Source organism: Pedobacter sp. ISL-64, from assembly GCF_018613605.1.
Taxonomy (GTDB): domain Bacteria; phylum Bacteroidota; class Bacteroidia; order Sphingobacteriales; family Sphingobacteriaceae; genus Pedobacter.
The window spans coordinates 444,128-460,808 of sequence record NZ_JAGGPU010000004.1; the positions used below are offsets into that span (position 1 = coordinate 444,128).

Sequence of the window (16,681 nt, forward strand, 5' to 3'; positions counted from 1 at the left end):
TAAATAAAGAAAAAGATGAACAAAGTTATATTAACCTGCGTAGGCGCATTATTGGCCATCCAGGGTTTTGCGCAAAATGCCAGGCCGGCCAAGCCTAATATTATTCTTATCCTGGCCGATGATCTGGGTTATTCAGATCTTGGTGCCTATGGCTCAGAAATTAAAACACCCAATTTAGATCGTCTTGCCAATGAGGGCCTTCGGCTAAAAGAATTTTATAACAATTCTATTTGTGCGCCAACGCGTGCTTCCTTATTAACAGGGCAGTACCAGCATAAAGCAGGGGTGGGGTATTTCGCCAACGATCTTGGGCTTCCGGCCTATCAGGGTTACCTCAATAAAGAATCGCTTACCCTGGCCGAGGTTTTAAAAACCCAGGGTTACAACACTTTAATGTCAGGCAAATGGCATGTAGCCGGTAAAGAGCTTAGTTTTCCCTGGCAGCGTGGTTTCGATCATGTAATGATGTCCGAAAATGGAAGTTATTTCGATCAGGGCGATTACGAAGGGGGTAAAAAACGTGCATATACCATTGATGGGAAACCTTACCCATTAGAAGCGGGTAAATTTTACCAAACCGATGTAATTACCGAGAATGCCGTAAAGTTTTTAGATCAAAGCGCTAAAGATAAACCCTTCTTCCTGTATTTGGCCTATACCGCGCCACACTGGCCCCTGCACGCACTGCCCGAAGATATTGCCAAATACAAAGGCCGCTATGATAAAGGTTGGGATGTACTCCGCACCGAAAGAATTAAAAAACAAAAGGAACTGGGTATTATTGATGGTAATTCTACCATCTCAGAAAAAGATGCCGATATCTATAACTGGAACAAACTATCGTTCGATCAACGTAGTCAGTGGGCCAAAAAGATGGAGATTTTTGCAGCCATGGTAGATCGTTTAGATCAGGGCATTGGCCAGGTTTTAAATAAGTTAAAGGCAACTGGTGCCGATAAAAATACCATCATCCTTTTTATTTCTGATAACGGCGCCCCTGCAGAAGATCTGGTTAAATGGTATAAAGGTGCCGTGCGCAATTCGGGCCCGGTAGGTACCATTGGTTCGTATGAGTCGCAAAGCAAAAACTGGTCTTATGCTTCAAATTCGCCATTAAAAGCCTTTAAAGATTATATGTATGAAGGTGGCATCAGCTCACCGTTTATTGCCTGGTATCCGGCTAAAATTAAACCGGGCAGCATTAAAAAAGGCACCGGACATATTATCGATATTGCACCAACATTTTACGATCTGGCAGGGGCTACTTACCCTAAAAGCTATCAGGGCATTACCCCGAATGCGTTAGCCGGTAAAAGCTTGTTACCAGTGTTGTTTGGTAACGATAACGAACTGAAACGTGATGAACCGCTATTTTGGGAACGTGCAGGCAATCGCGCAGTGCGTGCTGGTAAATGGAAACTGGTATCTACCTGGCCGGGCTACAATTGGGAACTGTACAATTTAGAAACCGACCGCGGCGAAACCACCAATGTAGCCAGGCAAAACCACGATGTGGTGAGCAGGTTATCGGTAGCCTATTTCGACTGGGCAAAAAGAACAGGCGTGGTAGATTTTGCCACGCTCGAGGCCAAAGAACCACCATCAATGAAAGAGTTCCGTAAAAGTAAGGTACAGGAAGTTGTATCAGAGGGTTTTGGCTTTTAGTTGATTTTTTTTTAAAGAAAATGTCAGTCTGAGCCTGTCGAAGACCCTATTTGTAACCTCCAACTCCGCTCCTAATTTTGGAAGGGTTAGGGGGGCAATGTCATCAACTTAAGAGTTTAAGGCAAAAGAAAATTAACCATAGATAAAAAGGATAAACACAGATACTGTATTTAAATCTGTGTTTATCTGTGAACATCTGTGGTAAAAAAACTTAAGTTAATGACATTGGGGGTGGTCTGCAATTAGTTTATGCATTTTTATTTGAAAACGAACGTTCATACCCCCGTGGGTGCTGCAGCCCCGTTATGCACTCCAATCTTTTTATTGCAGATTTTACGTCACCAGCAGCAAGAATAGGGGGGATTACGCTTAAGTAATAAAAAGGATTTCCGTTGCTACCGGGTTTATTGCTGAATGGGGCTGTGGTTCTTGGTCATATAACCCGCTCTGTTAATAAAATTATCTGTAGCCAAAATATATTTAAAATATACAATTTTGGCTGCTGATAAATAAATGTCAACAGCCAAAATAATGCATATGGGTACGTGTTTTGGCTGTGGATAAATATGGTTTTGGTAGTATAAATAGCGGGTGCAATAATATAAATCGTGGGTTAGCTAACTGAAACGATAAAATAAAGACTTTAACTATCCTTATGTGTTACACTAGTTTTAAGGGTAAGAACAAATCATCCATAGTAACCTGATTCTGCACCAAACCGACAGTATGAATATTGTTTTTAATGCCATAAGTTGTTACCATTGCTAGAAACAATGTTTTTTTGGTCTTACTCTCTCGGCGGAATACGTCAAGTTTGTTCTGTAATTCGGCCGCATAAGTCTTATCTATAACGAATTCAGTATTTGAGAACTTCATTTCACATATACTGATGACATTATCCTGCCTGTCGAGTAACAGATCTACCTGCGCACCCATTCCGGTTTTTGGCGCATATCGCCAGGCTGAAGTTTCAGTAAACACTCCAGAAATACCCAGCGCCTGCTTAATATTATCTGTATGCTTTAGGCAGATTCCTTCAAAGGCATAGCCACTCCAGCTTTTCCATGAAGAGGTAGATGATTTTTTTAGCCATGTGCCTGCACCGGTAGCCCGCGAATGTTCGATAAATTTGAGATAGAAAAGGCTATATTCATCGCTAATTTTATAGATGCTCTCATTAGCATTTTTCTTGAAAGGCAAATGAGGAGTAATGAAGCCAGATTCTACAAGTTCCTCGAGTAATAGACTGGTTGTCCCCCCGCTTCGTAAATTACAGGAGGCAATAATCTCGTTTCTTGTCAACCCCGATGTTTTGCCCGCTAATGCTTTAACCACAGCAACGTGCCTGTCTGCATTTTCGAACAAAGAACGATAAAGGTTTGCGTACTCTGTTGAAAGCAGACCGTCCTTAGTGAAGCAAAGTCTGTCAATGGCTTGAGTAGCGCTCTCTCCTTTTTTAAGTTCTTTTAGATAATGTGGCACACCGCCCATTGCCATAAAAATAGTCAGTATCTGGTAACGGTCGATATAGATGTTATTGCTTTTTAAATACTGTTCGGTTTCATGCAATGTGAAAGGTAAAAGGCGTATTTTCCGAGTTATCCGATTGTGTAGGCCTCCCTTGCTGTTGACAACTTTTTTGATCATCCAAGTGGCTGCAGATCCACAGATAGCAACAATCAGATTCGGCTGTTGCGATGCCCATTGGTTCCAGAAATATTCAAATGCCGAAAGGAAGCCTGATTTATGCGAACTTAGCCAAGGGAATTCGTCAAAGAAAATTACGGCTTTTCTTTTTTTAAGTATAGGGCTTGCAAATTCCTTGAGTTGCCAGAAGGCTTCCGTCCAGTTTTTAGGAGCTGCGGGAGGTAATTGGGAACCTAATGCCGCCGCCATGGCCCTACTGAAATTGAGCAACTGCTCGGCAGTATTGGCATCATGTACGCCAGATAGTTCAAAGATAAGTTGTTTATGGAAAACCGAACGGATCAGGAAAGTTTTTCCAATCCTGCGTTTGCCCTAAACTGCTAACAGTTCCGATGAAGTTGAGGTAAGCATCTCTGAAAGTATCTTTTTCTCCGCTATTCTTCCAATAAGTAATTCCATATTGTTCCCTTTTAATAGCTAAGGATTAAAATAAGATATCCGCAGCCAAAATGTACTTCAAATGTACACTTTTGGCTGATAATGTAAGATTATCCACAGCCAAAATTTATTTAAAATATACATTTTTGGCTGATAATAAATAAATATCTGCAGCCAAAACTTGTTAAAAATATGCAATTTTGGCTGATATTAAATTAGGTAATTATACGCACGTAACCCAAAAGTTAGCTTGCATTATTGATTAAATTATTGTTGATGTTTATTTTTATAGTTCACTAAAAAACATGAATTATGGATTTAAAAAAATTAAAGGAATTTAGAGAACAGCTAGGAATTAGTAGTCCAGAAAAAGTTTCAAACATGCTTATAGCTTTAATTGAGTATACGATAAGGACTGAGGCTATCTTGGACAGTATATTAAAAAACCAAGTAGATATAGTAGCCGCTATCAACTCTAAAGACCCATCAGAAGTTAATAAAGAGTTTAATGAACACATTGAGGATGTTTACAATAAAACTAAGGCTGATGTTGCTGACTTTGTGCTCCCTGTTTAATCAAATCCCCCAAGTTTTTCATTCGTTCTAGAATTAGTTCCCTTCTCTTTTTGCGTAATCTTTTTCTATTTAAAAACCTCCAAATCGTATTAACATATGGAATACATTGAATTGTTATTATTACCTTTATAAGGGCATGGCATTTCATCTCCCCAACGTTGATAGCCTAAATATTCATGACAAGATTTTTCATCAGGAAATAATTAGGGTGCAATAATATAAATCGCAGGTGCAATAATATAAATCGCAGGGTGCCATAATATAAATCGCGGGTTCAATAATATAAATCACGGGTTCAATAATATAAATCGCGGGTGCAATAATATAAATCACGGGTAGGATAATATAAATCGCGGGTAGGATAATATAATAATTGGGTCGATTTAATAAACTAAGGCATTGATCTAGTCTTTTCTTAGTAATTACACTTAATAGGAGTGTTGAAAATAAGCATTTAAATTGCTAATATTTTTAGTATTTTTGTTGTGGCCAGATGTTGTGAAATTAGAAACACGTGGTTGTACAACATAAACTAAAATTATATGAAAGAGTTATTCGAACTTATAAAACGCTATTTATTGAGGGAGGCTGCAACTTTAAATCAAATTACAGACAAACCAAAGGACCGTAAGAAGAAGTAAGAATCTACATTTATTCTAGCAAAATGAAGCCCAAAGAATTTATAAGAAAAAGCGAGTTAGAACAGAAACGGGAGAACTATAAATATGAAGAACCAGCTAAGCCATTGGTAACTTGCTTTACCATCTATCAGGAAGCAAAAGCTGCTAAGCATTGAATATACGGCCCCGAAATTAAACGCTGGCAAACACCCGAAGAATTTTTAGAGCTTGAAAAGAGAATTACAGGTGGAGAACCTAAGCGATTGGAGCGTTTACAGATTAAAGATCCTATGGAGGGGGTAGATGCGGCTTATGAACAATTGCAGTCGCTAAAAGATAGGATGGAGGTGTTTGTGAAGAAAGTGGTTTTTTATTATAAAAATGAATGATACAAAAATTATAACTTTAATATATAATAGTTATTAATCGATTAATGTTATCCTTTGATATAGAGCATTTAGTTGCACGGCATTATCGCTGATGTCCTTTTTTTTATATTAGGGCTTAATAAATATAAATTTTGTTCTATTAATAATACTGAAAGAATGATCCCATTTCTATAAAAAGCTGAGAGTTATAAATGAAATATGATAGCCAAGTTATAATCAGCAATATTATTAAAAAATAAAACCACAATAAAGTATAATTTCTACCCTTATCAATCATAAACTTAAGATCATTTTTAAACTCATTATCGTTATTTAAAATTCTTTCAATGTCTTGTTCATCAAGTAAGTCAGCATATCGCTTTTTGATATCCGCATAATTTTGCTCAAATCTTTTTCTTTGGGCATTTACTTCCCATTTTGAGAGAAAAAAGTAACCTGCTGAACATAAAATAAATCCTGTTGATAGTAATGCTGCATCAATCGTAAAAACCTCAATCAGTTTGTCTTTGTTTAAGATTTTAAGCACAATCGCTGATGTGTAAAAGGTAATTAAAGCAAGTGCACTTTTTTGAAAGCCGGATGCAAATGTTTCAATTATCTTATTGGCTCTGTCGTGAAAGCTCAACAACTGGTCGGATATTTTATTTCTTATCTCGACATATTGTTTAATATTTTGCTTTTCATATACTTTATAGCTTGATTGTATCGATTGAAATGGGTCTCCCTTTAGTTCAATTTTATCCTTACCGTCAAGATGTAAGCTGATAATGTTTCTCGCTAGTCCAATTTTGTCATTAAAATTGCCTGAGTCATAAACCCAATCATATATCTTGAAATATTGATTCTCTTGATCAGCTGGCAGGTCATTCAAGTCCGTGTCGCCGGTAATCGATTTATATCCGTTTATTTTATAGTTTAGGTTGGAATCATTTATGACAGTAATATCAAATAGAAATACAATAGCATTTATGATAGCCAGCCGATTAAATAACAGTGTAAGTCTAGCGCAGGCTTCAATATTTAGAAAGAAGTCTTGCGGGACAAGCACAAACTCAGCTAAAAAATTATAATGGCATGATGTTTTGGCTTTGTTGATAAAGATGTTACGTTCAATTTGATCAGGTTGCCCAGAAAAATCTTTATTTACAAACCAAATAGATTTGCTTTTAGAAACTTTTTCATCTGATTGGTGTTCGAATATCAGAAGATTAACTTTTTTAATAAGTCGATTAAATTCAAGTAATATGGCTTGTATAGATAGTTTTTCCAAGAAAGTTAATAGAGCAGCGTAATCATAAACAGAGATAATGCCCTCCGACTGATTCTTAAAAATCTTAATAACTACTTTAATCTCTTCATCCTGTCTAATTGCATTTAATCTATCGACATCCTTAATAAATTCAGAAGCATCTGATCCAGTTGAAAATTCTTTAGGATCTCCATCGCCTATAAAGAACGAAATAAGTAATTGATCCCTTTTATTAATTAAGTTAACTGTACTTATAAAGGGCCCAATTACAAGGGCTTTGTAACTGTCAGATAAAAGGCAAATAGTTACCTCCTCAATAGATTCTTCAATATTACAGCTCCCATAATTAAACAACGAAACTAAAGGAAGTAGAGAAGAATTAATCATGGCATGACATCTGTATCACTGAAATATTCATATCCTTCTGGAGATTTAATCATAACCCATTTATCTCCATTTGGTTCCTGAAAACGCTTAATAGTAGATTTCAAATTTTGTATATCACTCTTAAGATTAAGATCAATCTGTGGAGTCAAAGGTATTGATTTTTTAAATCGTTTACTAATAATTTTAGTAACTATAGCGAATTTACTGTCGAACTTCCCAGTTTCGAGGGCCTTCTTCGCCTTAATACCTAATTCTAGCATGTCTAGGTCATCATTAAATGGCTTATACCCGGTTAGTATATCAGAAATATAACCCTCCATAGTAAACTCAGGTTTTACTCTAAAATAGTGTACTGTAGCATTCCATAAACTAACATGATCAGCTTTGAATTTCTTCTTCAGCGGGTCAAGCACTTTCATTTCAATAGTATCAAATACATTCTCTGTGTTATACTCATCAGTATAAATTTCTTGTAATTCCAAGAAGTCCCGCCACCAATAAACTGTGAATGTTGAATTTGTATCGAAGACAGCTACTTTATTAACGGTGTTCTGGTCATCAATTTCAGCAAGAAAGGCTTTGTAAATTCTCTTTTTTAATGGAAATCCGGTTCTGTTTACATAAGTTAAGGCATCCAGAAATTCATCATAATCTGCCTTAGAGATAATTATCTTTTGGCTTCCATTATCAAACTTGACAAATGAAACAACTACGATTCCTTTAAGCAGTGCTACTTTGAGATTTGTTTTTTGTTGTGATTCTATCTCTTTCCTTAATAATCGCTCTGCCACAGCAGTTGAATGAATTGCATATTCATGCTGATTCTGATCTTGGACAGCGAGGATATTTCCAATTAGTGTTCTAATCTCGGCTGTTTCACTTTGAAATTCAAATCCTTTTTTGTCTGGATCAACTAATATTTTGTCAAGTAAAGTAACAATGTAGTTTTTTAAATCAGTTTGTCCATCCGGCATCGGTAGCTGAGTGATTTGATTACCTTCAATATCTATTTTGAAGAGGTAATTGAAAATTATATCCATAGTTCTGTAATAAATGGTTTAGTTCTTAAGTAATTTTAATAGCAACCATAAGATACGTAGAACAATGTGAAAGCGTTTACAGACAATTAGGTTAGCATAACGAATATATGTAATATAATTACAACTAGTGCAACTGGTAATTGAATAATTCAAATGCTATGTATAAACTATAGTCAAGCATAGGCTAAATTAGCTGCAACAATTCCAGAAGGTTATTGTCATGCGAATGAATTTTATTTAGGACATATATTTAAAATTAATCTCTGTTATATTGTTTTTTATTAGATATTAATTAACTATTTTCTTATCTTTATAGTGCAACCAACGTTGGAGAAATCCAGCAATTTTAATTATTTATTATAAGCCCAGGCATACTGGTGAAAGTCTAGCATCACTTCGGTTTTCCGACGTTGGTTGCAGTGACCTGGGCGCTTATTTAACTTTTTTCAAAATGCAACCAACGAAAAATCAAATTGCTTTAGCTGAGCTTAAGTTCAGTTATCAAGCGCTCAAACGGCCTTTAGATGTAAGTAAGGCTAAGTTTTCTTTTAAATTTTTAAAACGTATCAGCGGTAAGCCTTTGCCCAATCATGAAAACGAACGATATGTTTTATTTGTAAACGAAGAACACCATGTTTTTTCTTGGTACAAATTTCAAGATTTTGGGAAAACGGGTAACTATATACAACAAGTAATAGGTTTAGCTCTAGCGTGTAATGCTTATGGTATAGTCATTTTGAAATACAATGACGAGAGGTCTCTTTTTATAGATTCTGTTGATGAACTCTTTGTAAGCACTTGTTTTAATACCTGTGAAAAAGTGAAGATTGATATTATAGATTATATAATTTGTAACCCGAAAACATATTTGAGTTATAGGAAGAAATGCCTTAATGATTAAAATGAAAAAAGGCTATCTTAAAAAGATAGCCTTAATTAAACAATTATAGGGAAGTATTAAAAATATATTTACAATTTCATTCTTGTAAAAGTTAGCGCTAAAATATGTTTACGCTGAGGGTGATCAATATTTAAAGATGCTTTAATATAACTTTTAACGCCTAATACTGTATCGACCAAGCCGATTTGTTCTGTATGAAAGATATTAAATCGGTTCTTACGTGCATCATCAACAGGTGTCTTAGCAATCGCAACAGCTGTTATATTGCTCTCTATACTAGCTAGTAGGGTTTGGAAAGAGGCAATACTGATATCCTCTTGAGTAGGTTCGTAAACTTTACTCGTGGTTAGCACATCAATGTATTGTTTAAGATTCTCCACTCTATTGTCGTATGATACCCGCGATTTAGACGGGCCAGTGGCGCCATCAGCGGATATGCTATTTTTCCCAATTCCTCTTAAACGATCAGCAAGAGTTTTAGCAGTTTGTAGCTCGGCAGGATTATCAATAGCTGCCTTTAAATAATTATAACTTCTGGTAATTAATGCATTTAAAGATTTGAAAATGAGCTCTTGTTCATCAACAGCTTTACTATAAACTGGCAAAACCAAACTTAGGACACGAGTGGCATCGTCTGCATTTTTAGATAAGATTTCTAAGGCTTCTACTGAGAGTTTGGGTTTAGGGGGATTATAATCATCCCCAAGGGTTTTTAAACGAATAATTAAATCTTTTAAATTGGCTGCTTTTTTTGCGTAGCCGCTTTCTGAATTCGCCATAAGCTTTTCTAATTTAGGTAGGTTTTTACTTAACTGTAGAGAATATTTAAATTTAAAATCATCCTCCAAAAATGTAGTGGACAAAACCTTGTCCAAATTTTCTCATTTGGTAATCTTAAATAGGAAAGCAAGTATGCCTACCATCAAATTTTCGATTGAAACCCTTTCAAATGATTCGAAAACCCTGATTTAAGCTTTAATGCGTAGGTGAAAAAATAACTTTCTGCGCATTGTATGTGTGCGAATAAAACTGTAGAGGTTTTTGCCGTATTTCCCCATTTTGCGCGGCCTTTGTGGAAATACTTCCTCATATTTTTTATTATTTCTACAGTATGGCTTTTGTTAAAATGTAAAGCCTTCAAAATAGTGGTAAAAGGGCTAAGGCGAAAAGCTTTAATTACCATTTGCCAGGCAATAGGCAATTATTGTAGAGGCATTGCAGCACAGCTTACATAACAATTTAAATAGATCATTTGCTTTGGGCTTAAATAATTGGTAACGTAAAAATTAGTCAATCGTTTGCGCTGTTATTTATGTTGTAATGCTCATTTGCTTGTTCTACTTTTAAAGAATACAAATCAACAAAACCGAAAAAAGCCAGCACAAATGCGTATCCATTTGCTTACAAAAACACTTGTTTTAGGGCTATTAATAAGCTTATCTATTAATAGCTGGGCCCAAAAAGAAAACACCTTTGCAATAGGTAACGGGTCTTTTGAGCTTAATGGCAAGCCGTATGTAATAGGCTGTGGTGAAATGCATTTTGCCCATATACCAAAAGCCGAGTGGAAACAACGTTTGCAAATGGCTAAAGCAATGGGTTTAATACGGTTTGCGCTTACTTATTTTGGAATATGCACGAAAAGCAACCCGATCAGTTTACCAGAGCCAAAAACTTTTTAAAAACCTTTAGCTCATTAAATTACTGTAAGTAAATGGGTTTTGGGGTGTAAAAGTGCGAAAGAATAGCAAGTAAAACGTTTGTTCAGTATTAACCGGATCAATTAAAAAACTAAACAATAAATATTAAATAACACAAATGGAACGTAGAGATTTTATCAAAAATGGTGCATTTACGGCTGCTGGTTTAACCATCCTGCCAACCGGAAGTTTATTTGCATCATCAGACAGTGGAAAAGTAAGAGTAGGTTATATCGGTGTGGGTGCACGGGGTATGAGCCATATTTCTGAAGGTGCCTTAAGAGACGATGTAGAAATTGTTGCAATTTGCGATACCCAGGAAAGCTCACTTAAAATCTGTCGTAATTTTATTGCCAAAAAAGGTAGACCTGCAGCAACAGAGTACACCGGTGGCTTAGATGCTTATAAAAAACTTTTAGACCGTAAAGATATTGATGCCGTAATTATTGCAACACCATGGCAGTTTCACCGCGACCAGGCAGTTGATGCCATGAAAGCTGGAAAATACGTTGGTTGCGAAGTAATTGCAGGTTTAAGTGTACAAGATCACTGGGATATTGTAAATACTTCTGAAAAAACAGGCATGCCTTACATGACCTTAGAAAACGTTTGTTACCGTAGAGATGTAATGGCGGCATTAAACATGGTTAGACAAGGCCTTTTTGGCGAATTGGTGCATCTTGAAGGTGGTTACCAGCATAACTTAAGAAACGTACTTTTTAACAACGGTAAAGATTATTACGGCGGTGGGGTAGAGTACGGGCCAAAAGCATTAAGTGAGGCACAATGGCGTACGCAGTTCAACATCGATCAGGATGGCGATTTATATCCAACCCATGGTGTTGGCCCTTTAATGCAATATGCTAACATTAACAGAGGAAACAGCTTTACCAGCCTGGTATCGTTCAGTTCTAAAGCAAGAGGTTTGGCCGCTTACGTAGAAGAAGTTTCTCCTGGCCACCCTAACGCTAAAATTAACTATAAAAATGGTGATGTTACCACTACAATGATCAACTGTGCAAACGGCGAAACTGTATTGTTAAGCCACGATACCCACTTACCCAGGCCATATTCTATCGGTTTCAGGGTACAGGGAACAAAAGGTCTTTGGATGGATGTAAACAAATCAGTATACATCGATCATAAATCGAAGAAAGATGATGTATGGGATCCGGCTCAAGAATGGTTTGCTAAATACGATCACCCGCTTTGGAAAAAATATGAAACAGAAGCTGTAGGCGCTGGTCACGGTGGTATGGATTGGTTTGTATTTAATGGCTTTATCCAGGCGGTAAAACAGAAAAAACAAACCCCTATTGACGTTTATGATTCGGTTACAATGAGTGTAATTATGCCACTTTCTACTAAATCTTTAAAAGAAGGAAATATGCCGCAAAAATTCCCTGATTTTACAAAAGGAAAGTGGAAAGATCGGAAAAATACTTTCGCTTTAGACGATAGCGGTTTTTAGTCTCGTTTGCGGGTAATGCCATATGGCTTACCCGCATAATTTAATAAGCAACTTTATTCAGGTTGATCAAATGGTTTGCCTGGAACAATTTTTATTCAAATATATATTACCATCTTATGTTTCAAGCAGTATTAGGTGCTTATGGACTTAACGCAGAAAAATTTAAAATTGAACCTTTCGGCTCGGGCTTAATTAACCATACCTGGAAAGTTTACAGTGAAAAATTAGCCTATATCTTGCAAGAGGTGAATACGGAGGTTTTTCGCCAACCTCAAAATATTGCTCAAAATATTGAGACAATAAAAAAATATCTTGATCAAACAGCCCCTAAATATTTATTTGTTGCACCAATTACGGCTACAAATGGAGATGATTTCGTGGTTATTGACGATCATTTTTACAGAATTTTTCCATTTGTAGAAAATTCTTGCTCTGTTGATTTTGTACATGATCCCGAGCAGGCTTATCACGCTGCTAAGCAGTTTGGTAAATTTACCAGGATGCTTTGTGCCTTCAACGTACAAAAATTAAAGCCCACTATCGAAGATTTTCATAACCTGCCTTTACGTGTAGAGCAGTTTAAAAAAGCTTTAGAACAAGCTAGCGATGAAAGGATTAACGAGGCAAAATTTGCTATAGAAGAGATTATCAGACATTACAATATAGAAGAGCAGTATGTACACATGGTAGATAGCGGTGCACTTAATTTACGTGTTGTACACCACGATACCAAAATTAGCAATGTACTGCTACAGGCCGAAACTGGCGTGGGTTTATGTGTAATCGATTTAGATACCGTAATGCCGGGATACTTTATCAGCGATGTGGGCGATATGATGCGTACTTATCTCTCAGAAGCCAATGAAGAGGAAAAGGATTTTAGTAAAATAGCCATTAGAGAAGACGTTTTCGCCGCAATACATAAAGGTTATATGGAAGAAATGGACCAGGTTTTGGCCTTTACCGAAAAACAGTTCTTTATTTATTCGGGTAAATTTATGATTTACATGCAAGCGGTAAGGTTTATAGCAGATTTCTTAAACGGCGATATTTACTATAAAACAAGTTATGCTAAGCACAACTTGGTGAGGGGCTTAAATCAGATCGATTTATTGAATAAGTACATCGCCAAAGAATCGAAATTTGAAGAGATTATTAAGAAAATTAATCAAAATAGAATAAATGACGCTAAAATAATATTAAACTAATAAGGTAAAGGCAAGGTGTTCAGTTTTTATGCTTCATCGTTTGGGCTGGACATCCTTTTTACCTATAGTTAAGTACCAATGGCAGGTTGTAATGATTGGTCGTCATTTCGACTGGAGCGCAGTCCCGAACTTTCGGGAGAGAAATCTTTTCACCATTTTATTAAAAACTTACTGTTAGAAATTGCTTTTTTAACAAATAAAGCGCAAACGTTTGTTAATATATTTTGGTATAGAAAATTATACTGCATATACCGAGAGGGTAGAAGCATGCCATTAAGCTCTTTGTTCTTCCCCAAGTGTTTCAAAATAATCTTCTTCTTCTGCTTCAGAAGTGCCTAATTTATTGATTTTAAATACCCAATACTTCATCAGCGGATAGTTAAAGCCGTAAGAAACAATACTATCAATTAAAAGCCTGCCAAGTTTATAATCCAGATTTAAACTTCGGTGCAATAAGTAGGTACCAGCTGATTTTAATGAAATACTCCCCAAAACCACAGTAAAAAACCTGATTAGCTGTCCGCTTGTAGAACTGCAATAACCATCGTTGCTTTTAAATGCCCAGAAACGGTTAATGCAAAAATTAACAATCCCACCTATGGTACCAGAAATCAAGATCGAAATGGTAAAATAAATATGCAACCATTCTGTTAGCAAAATCATTAAACCATAATCAGTAACGCCTCCAGAAAAAGCAGATACCTGTGCTTTGAGAAAAAGTTTAACAGATGCCCAGGTCATTATGCCTTCTCCTCCTCATCTTTAGCGTCGCCCGCTTTCAAAAGTTTAAACGTATCGATAATATTGATAACCAATAACAGCGATACCATAGCAATTGCGAAATAAGTAATGGCACCTGTAAATAAGGCTTCGACAATTAAGATAAGCGAAATAATTACGCGTAATTCCGTCGGGCCTAAATAGCCAGAATCAATTTGGTAGAAGCCTGTAATTTTATAACGCAGTTGAGAAATAATCATAGACCAACCGTACAATACCACAAAAAGAAATGCGAAAATCTGTGTGCCACCATCAGCGTAATAATAATAGCCCAAACCGATCAGGATAATGCTGAGCCAATCCATCACAATATCGAGTGCAAAGCCATACCACTTGCGCGGGATTTTGCGAAAGTACGCCAATCGGCCATCGAGCGAATCGCCAAGCCAGTTGATCATAAAACCTAAAATTCCGATCAACAAATAGCTTTTTGCATAAAAACCAGCCAAAATAAAGCTTAAAAACACAATCAGCGATCCAAACATGCCAATCCCTGTCATCATATTGGGCGTAATCCACTTAGGAACCCTTTGAAGCAAAAAAAGGATCAGCCCTTGTTCGCCTTTTCTTAAAATATTTGTCCTTTCACGGTCTGCAAATACCCTTTTGCCATCTAAATGGTCTTCTTTTAGTTTAATAATAGCCTCCAATTTAAGTGCCAGCCAAAATTACGCCAAAGAGAATGGCTGTTTCTGGTCGGTAAAATTTTAAACTGATCTTCCTCGGAATACCTTTAGAATAATCAGCCATTCGCTTTAGCTTCCCCGATCTGACCAGGTAAGTAAACAATAGGGCAAATAACATAAATTTATTTTACAATTCCGGCGAAGCGCTGATAAAATACTGTTGGACTATTCTCATTTTTTGGCGCGTATTTACCTGCGATGATGGGTACGTAAATTACACGCCTCCTGCTTTCCTCGCCACGTATGACCGATTCTGCCACCCTGTGCCACAGTCTTCCATCGTGGATGGTTAAATCTCCTGCTTCGGGTAATATCGATACTTCTTCAGCATCAGGTTTATTATCAAGGAAATATTTTTTGCGAAAGAGCATCTGGTAAATACTTTGTTTATGGGTGCCAGGGATAATTTTTAATCCGCCATTTTCAGGTTTTAAGGTACTCAAGTGGATGCCAACATTCAGCATCGGGTTTAGTTTAGCGCCATAAAAAATATCCCTTAAACCATCCGTATGCCAGCCCATTTTACTGAATTTGCTTTCTGGTCCGTTAATGTAGTGGTTAAACACCATGCCATCTTTCTCTTCAGTACCTAAACGCGCGCCATCGCCCGCCAATTGAAGCAATGCGTTAAAGCGTGGATCTAATAGGAGACCGCTTAGTGTTTGATGCTGTTGGTTTATAAAGGCAAAACGCTGTACAATTGCCGAGCCATCAAGATCTTTCCCATATTTAATGGGTACACCGTTTATTTTTTTAATATCTTGTTCGATCCATTTTTGTTCAACCTGTTTAGAAGCATCGATAATGGAAGAAACCGTTTCTGGTTTGATGAAATTCTTGAAATGGATAAACCCATGTGTGTTAAAAAAATCAAGCTGTTCTTGTGTTAATTGTTCAGATAAGGCAAAGGTTGGATACGATGTGGCCATGTGTAAAAAATTAAAAGATTTAGGAAAAGGATAAATTGGAGATAGCGTTATGCGCAGCAACAGCACATTCGCATTGGCGAGTGGTTCGGTACTGGAGGAAAATAAAACATGTTTGTTTTATTCGACATAGTCTATGGTATTAGTAGTATTTAATACAAACCTAACATATTTTTAATATTCCAAAGAATTTTATTTGAATTTTTTTAAATATTTTTTTCTGATATCCGTGGTGTTAGATGTTACCATCTGACACTCAGCTTTATTTTAGGGCGTGCAATCGGATAGAAATGTGCAAATAAAGACTACTGGAGCCGTTTTGTTGTAGTTTATCGTGGTGTTGGATGTTACCATGCAACACTCAGCTTTATTTTAAATGAAAAGATTTTTTTATTATTGGAGCGCAATTGCAGTAATCATAGTTTACTTTGTTCCCGTGTTTCGCTTTACGCTTTCCCGAAAGTTCGGGATACCTCCTTGCTGCAGGGTAACGCTGCACCCGGGGCTAAGCAGTTAAGACAGTGTTTCATTTTTAGGGTTGCAGGGTGCACAACCCCTGGTTTCTAAACCCGACAGTAGCGGCAGCCTCCGATTTTTTTCATCGGAGCTATAGCGAATGGCGGGACTGAGAACCTCCAAGAGCCACAGACCGCTCATTTCCTAATTCCAAAACCTACTAAATAGTTTTCTATTTCGGTCGGTGAGACACCAACCGATAGAATAAATAATTTAACCACGGATAGGAAGGATGCACACAGATATGAAAATCCGTGTTTATCTGTGCTCATGTGTGGTTAAAAACGCTTAACTTAATGACATTGGGGTAACGCTGCACCCGGGGCTAGATGGCCTAAACAGTATTTCATTTTTAGGGTTGTATAGTGTACCCACCTTTGTTCCTAAACCCGATTAAAATGGAAAGCCCGTAAACGAAGAATGGACTGCCCCCAAAAAGTTGGACAAACTTATTAATTATTTAAGACTTGTTTCCGGTATTC

General features: G+C 36.7%; 14 protein-coding genes. 6 read left to right on the plus strand and 8 right to left on the minus strand.

Annotated elements, in window-relative coordinates:
* The first annotated feature begins 15 nt into the window (after positions 1-15).
* Positions 16-1,665: an arylsulfatase gene (locus J7E57_RS06470; protein WP_215126200.1), complete on the plus strand. Its 1,650-nt coding sequence runs from the start codon at positions 16-18 to the stop codon at positions 1,663-1,665.
* Between the two features lie 660 nt (positions 1,666-2,325).
* Here J7E57_RS06470 and J7E57_RS27100 read toward each other — a convergent pair.
* Complete coding sequence (locus J7E57_RS27100) at positions 2,326-3,561, minus strand: AAA family ATPase (RefSeq protein ID WP_251029818.1); 1,236 nt, start codon at positions 3,559-3,561, stop codon at positions 2,326-2,328.
* 501 nt (positions 3,562-4,062) lie between these two features.
* Between J7E57_RS27100 and J7E57_RS06480 the strand changes: the two genes are divergently transcribed.
* Positions 4,063-4,326 carry a sporulation initiation factor Spo0A C-terminal domain-containing protein gene (locus J7E57_RS06480; protein WP_215126202.1) on the plus strand — a complete coding sequence of 88 codons (264 nt, stop codon included), beginning with the start codon at positions 4,063-4,065 and terminating at the stop codon, positions 4,324-4,326.
* A gap of 1,148 nt (positions 4,327-5,474) precedes the next feature.
* Here the strand turns inward: J7E57_RS06480 and J7E57_RS06485 are convergent.
* Both J7E57_RS06485 and J7E57_RS06490 read right to left on the minus strand, forming a co-directional pair.
* On the minus strand, positions 5,475-6,971 hold the full coding sequence (locus tag J7E57_RS06485; RefSeq protein WP_215126205.1) for a hypothetical protein: 1,497 nt from the start codon (positions 6,969-6,971) through the stop codon (positions 5,475-5,477).
* On the minus strand, positions 6,968-8,011 hold the full coding sequence (locus J7E57_RS06490) for a nucleoid-associated protein (protein ID WP_215126207.1): 1,044 nt from the start codon (positions 8,009-8,011) through the stop codon (positions 6,968-6,970). The genes J7E57_RS06485 and J7E57_RS06490 overlap by 4 nt, the downstream gene beginning before the upstream one ends.
* 451 nt (positions 8,012-8,462) lie before the next feature.
* Between J7E57_RS06490 and J7E57_RS06495 the strand changes: the two genes are divergently transcribed.
* Positions 8,463-8,912 carry a JAB domain-containing protein gene (locus J7E57_RS06495; protein ID WP_215126209.1) on the plus strand — a complete coding sequence of 150 codons (450 nt, stop codon included), beginning with the start codon at positions 8,463-8,465 and terminating at the stop codon, positions 8,910-8,912.
* A gap of 68 nt (positions 8,913-8,980) precedes the next feature.
* On the opposite strand, the gene J7E57_RS06500 is transcribed toward J7E57_RS06495, so the two are convergent.
* Complete coding sequence (locus J7E57_RS06500; RefSeq protein ID WP_215126211.1) at positions 8,981-9,787, minus strand: hypothetical protein; 807 nt, start codon at positions 9,785-9,787, stop codon at positions 8,981-8,983.
* A gap of 510 nt (positions 9,788-10,297) precedes the next feature.
* Between J7E57_RS06500 and J7E57_RS06505 the strand changes: the two genes are divergently transcribed.
* From J7E57_RS06505 to J7E57_RS06515, 3 genes are all read left to right on the plus strand, one after another.
* Positions 10,298-10,594: a beta-galactosidase gene (locus J7E57_RS06505; protein WP_215126213.1), complete on the plus strand. Its 297-nt coding sequence runs from the start codon at positions 10,298-10,300 to the stop codon at positions 10,592-10,594.
* A gap of 136 nt (positions 10,595-10,730) precedes the next feature.
* Positions 10,731-12,083 (plus strand): Gfo/Idh/MocA family protein, encoded by a 1,353-nt coding sequence (locus J7E57_RS06510; protein WP_215126216.1) that lies wholly within the window; start codon positions 10,731-10,733, stop codon positions 12,081-12,083.
* Between the two features lie 116 nt (positions 12,084-12,199).
* Positions 12,200-13,291, plus strand: coding sequence for a phosphotransferase enzyme family protein (locus J7E57_RS06515; RefSeq protein ID WP_215126219.1), 1,092 nt, complete (start codon positions 12,200-12,202; stop codon positions 13,289-13,291).
* 273 nt (positions 13,292-13,564) lie between these two features.
* Here J7E57_RS06515 and J7E57_RS06520 read toward each other — a convergent pair whose 3' ends face one another.
* The 4 genes from J7E57_RS06520 to J7E57_RS06535 are packed head-to-tail and all read right to left on the minus strand — an operon-like array spanning position 13,565 to position 15,686.
* Positions 13,565-14,032, minus strand: a complete 468-nt coding sequence (locus tag J7E57_RS06520; RefSeq protein ID WP_215126220.1) for a GtrA family protein — start codon at positions 14,030-14,032, stop codon at positions 13,565-13,567.
* On the minus strand, positions 14,032-14,721 hold the full coding sequence (locus tag J7E57_RS06525; RefSeq protein WP_251029819.1) for a CDP-alcohol phosphatidyltransferase family protein: 690 nt from the start codon (positions 14,719-14,721) through the stop codon (positions 14,032-14,034). The genes J7E57_RS06520 and J7E57_RS06525 overlap by 1 nt, the downstream gene beginning before the upstream one ends.
* A gap of 1 nt (position 14,722) precedes the next feature.
* Positions 14,723-14,875 carry a hypothetical protein gene (locus J7E57_RS06530; RefSeq protein ID WP_215126222.1) on the minus strand — a complete coding sequence of 51 codons (153 nt, stop codon included), beginning with the start codon at positions 14,873-14,875 and terminating at the stop codon, positions 14,723-14,725.
* Positions 14,876-14,879: 4 nt separating this feature from the next.
* Positions 14,880-15,686 (minus strand): phytanoyl-CoA dioxygenase family protein, encoded by an 807-nt coding sequence (locus tag J7E57_RS06535; RefSeq protein ID WP_215126224.1) that lies wholly within the window; start codon positions 15,684-15,686, stop codon positions 14,880-14,882.
* Positions 15,687-16,681: the final 995 nt, after the last annotated feature.

What these genes read in the sequence shown, in the direction of transcription:
- J7E57_RS06470 (WP_215126200.1), top strand. Translation starts at nt 16, where the DNA reads ATGAACAAAGTTATATTAACCTGCGTAGGCGCATTATTGGCCATCCAG.
- J7E57_RS27100 (WP_251029818.1), bottom strand. Translation starts at nt 3,561, where the DNA reads ATGGCGGCGGCATTAGGTTCCCAATTACCTCCCGCAGCTCCTAAAAAC.
- J7E57_RS06480 (WP_215126202.1), top strand. Translation starts at nt 4,063, where the DNA reads ATGGATTTAAAAAAATTAAAGGAATTTAGAGAACAGCTAGGAATTAGT.
- J7E57_RS06485 (WP_215126205.1), bottom strand. Translation starts at nt 6,971, where the DNA reads ATGATTAATTCTTCTCTACTTCCTTTAGTTTCGTTGTTTAATTATGGG.
- J7E57_RS06490 (WP_215126207.1), bottom strand. Translation starts at nt 8,011, where the DNA reads ATGGATATAATTTTCAATTACCTCTTCAAAATAGATATTGAAGGTAAT.
- J7E57_RS06495 (WP_215126209.1), top strand. Translation starts at nt 8,463, where the DNA reads ATGCAACCAACGAAAAATCAAATTGCTTTAGCTGAGCTTAAGTTCAGT.
- J7E57_RS06505 (WP_215126213.1), top strand. Translation starts at nt 10,298, where the DNA reads ATGCGTATCCATTTGCTTACAAAAACACTTGTTTTAGGGCTATTAATA.
- J7E57_RS06510 (WP_215126216.1), top strand. Translation starts at nt 10,731, where the DNA reads ATGGAACGTAGAGATTTTATCAAAAATGGTGCATTTACGGCTGCTGGT.
- J7E57_RS06515 (WP_215126219.1), top strand. Translation starts at nt 12,200, where the DNA reads ATGTTTCAAGCAGTATTAGGTGCTTATGGACTTAACGCAGAAAAATTT.
- J7E57_RS06520 (WP_215126220.1), bottom strand. Translation starts at nt 14,032, where the DNA reads ATGACCTGGGCATCTGTTAAACTTTTTCTCAAAGCACAGGTATCTGCT.
- J7E57_RS06530 (WP_215126222.1), bottom strand. Translation starts at nt 14,875, where the DNA reads ATGTTATTTGCCCTATTGTTTACTTACCTGGTCAGATCGGGGAAGCTA.
- J7E57_RS06535 (WP_215126224.1), bottom strand. Translation starts at nt 15,686, where the DNA reads ATGGCCACATCGTATCCAACCTTTGCCTTATCTGAACAATTAACACAA.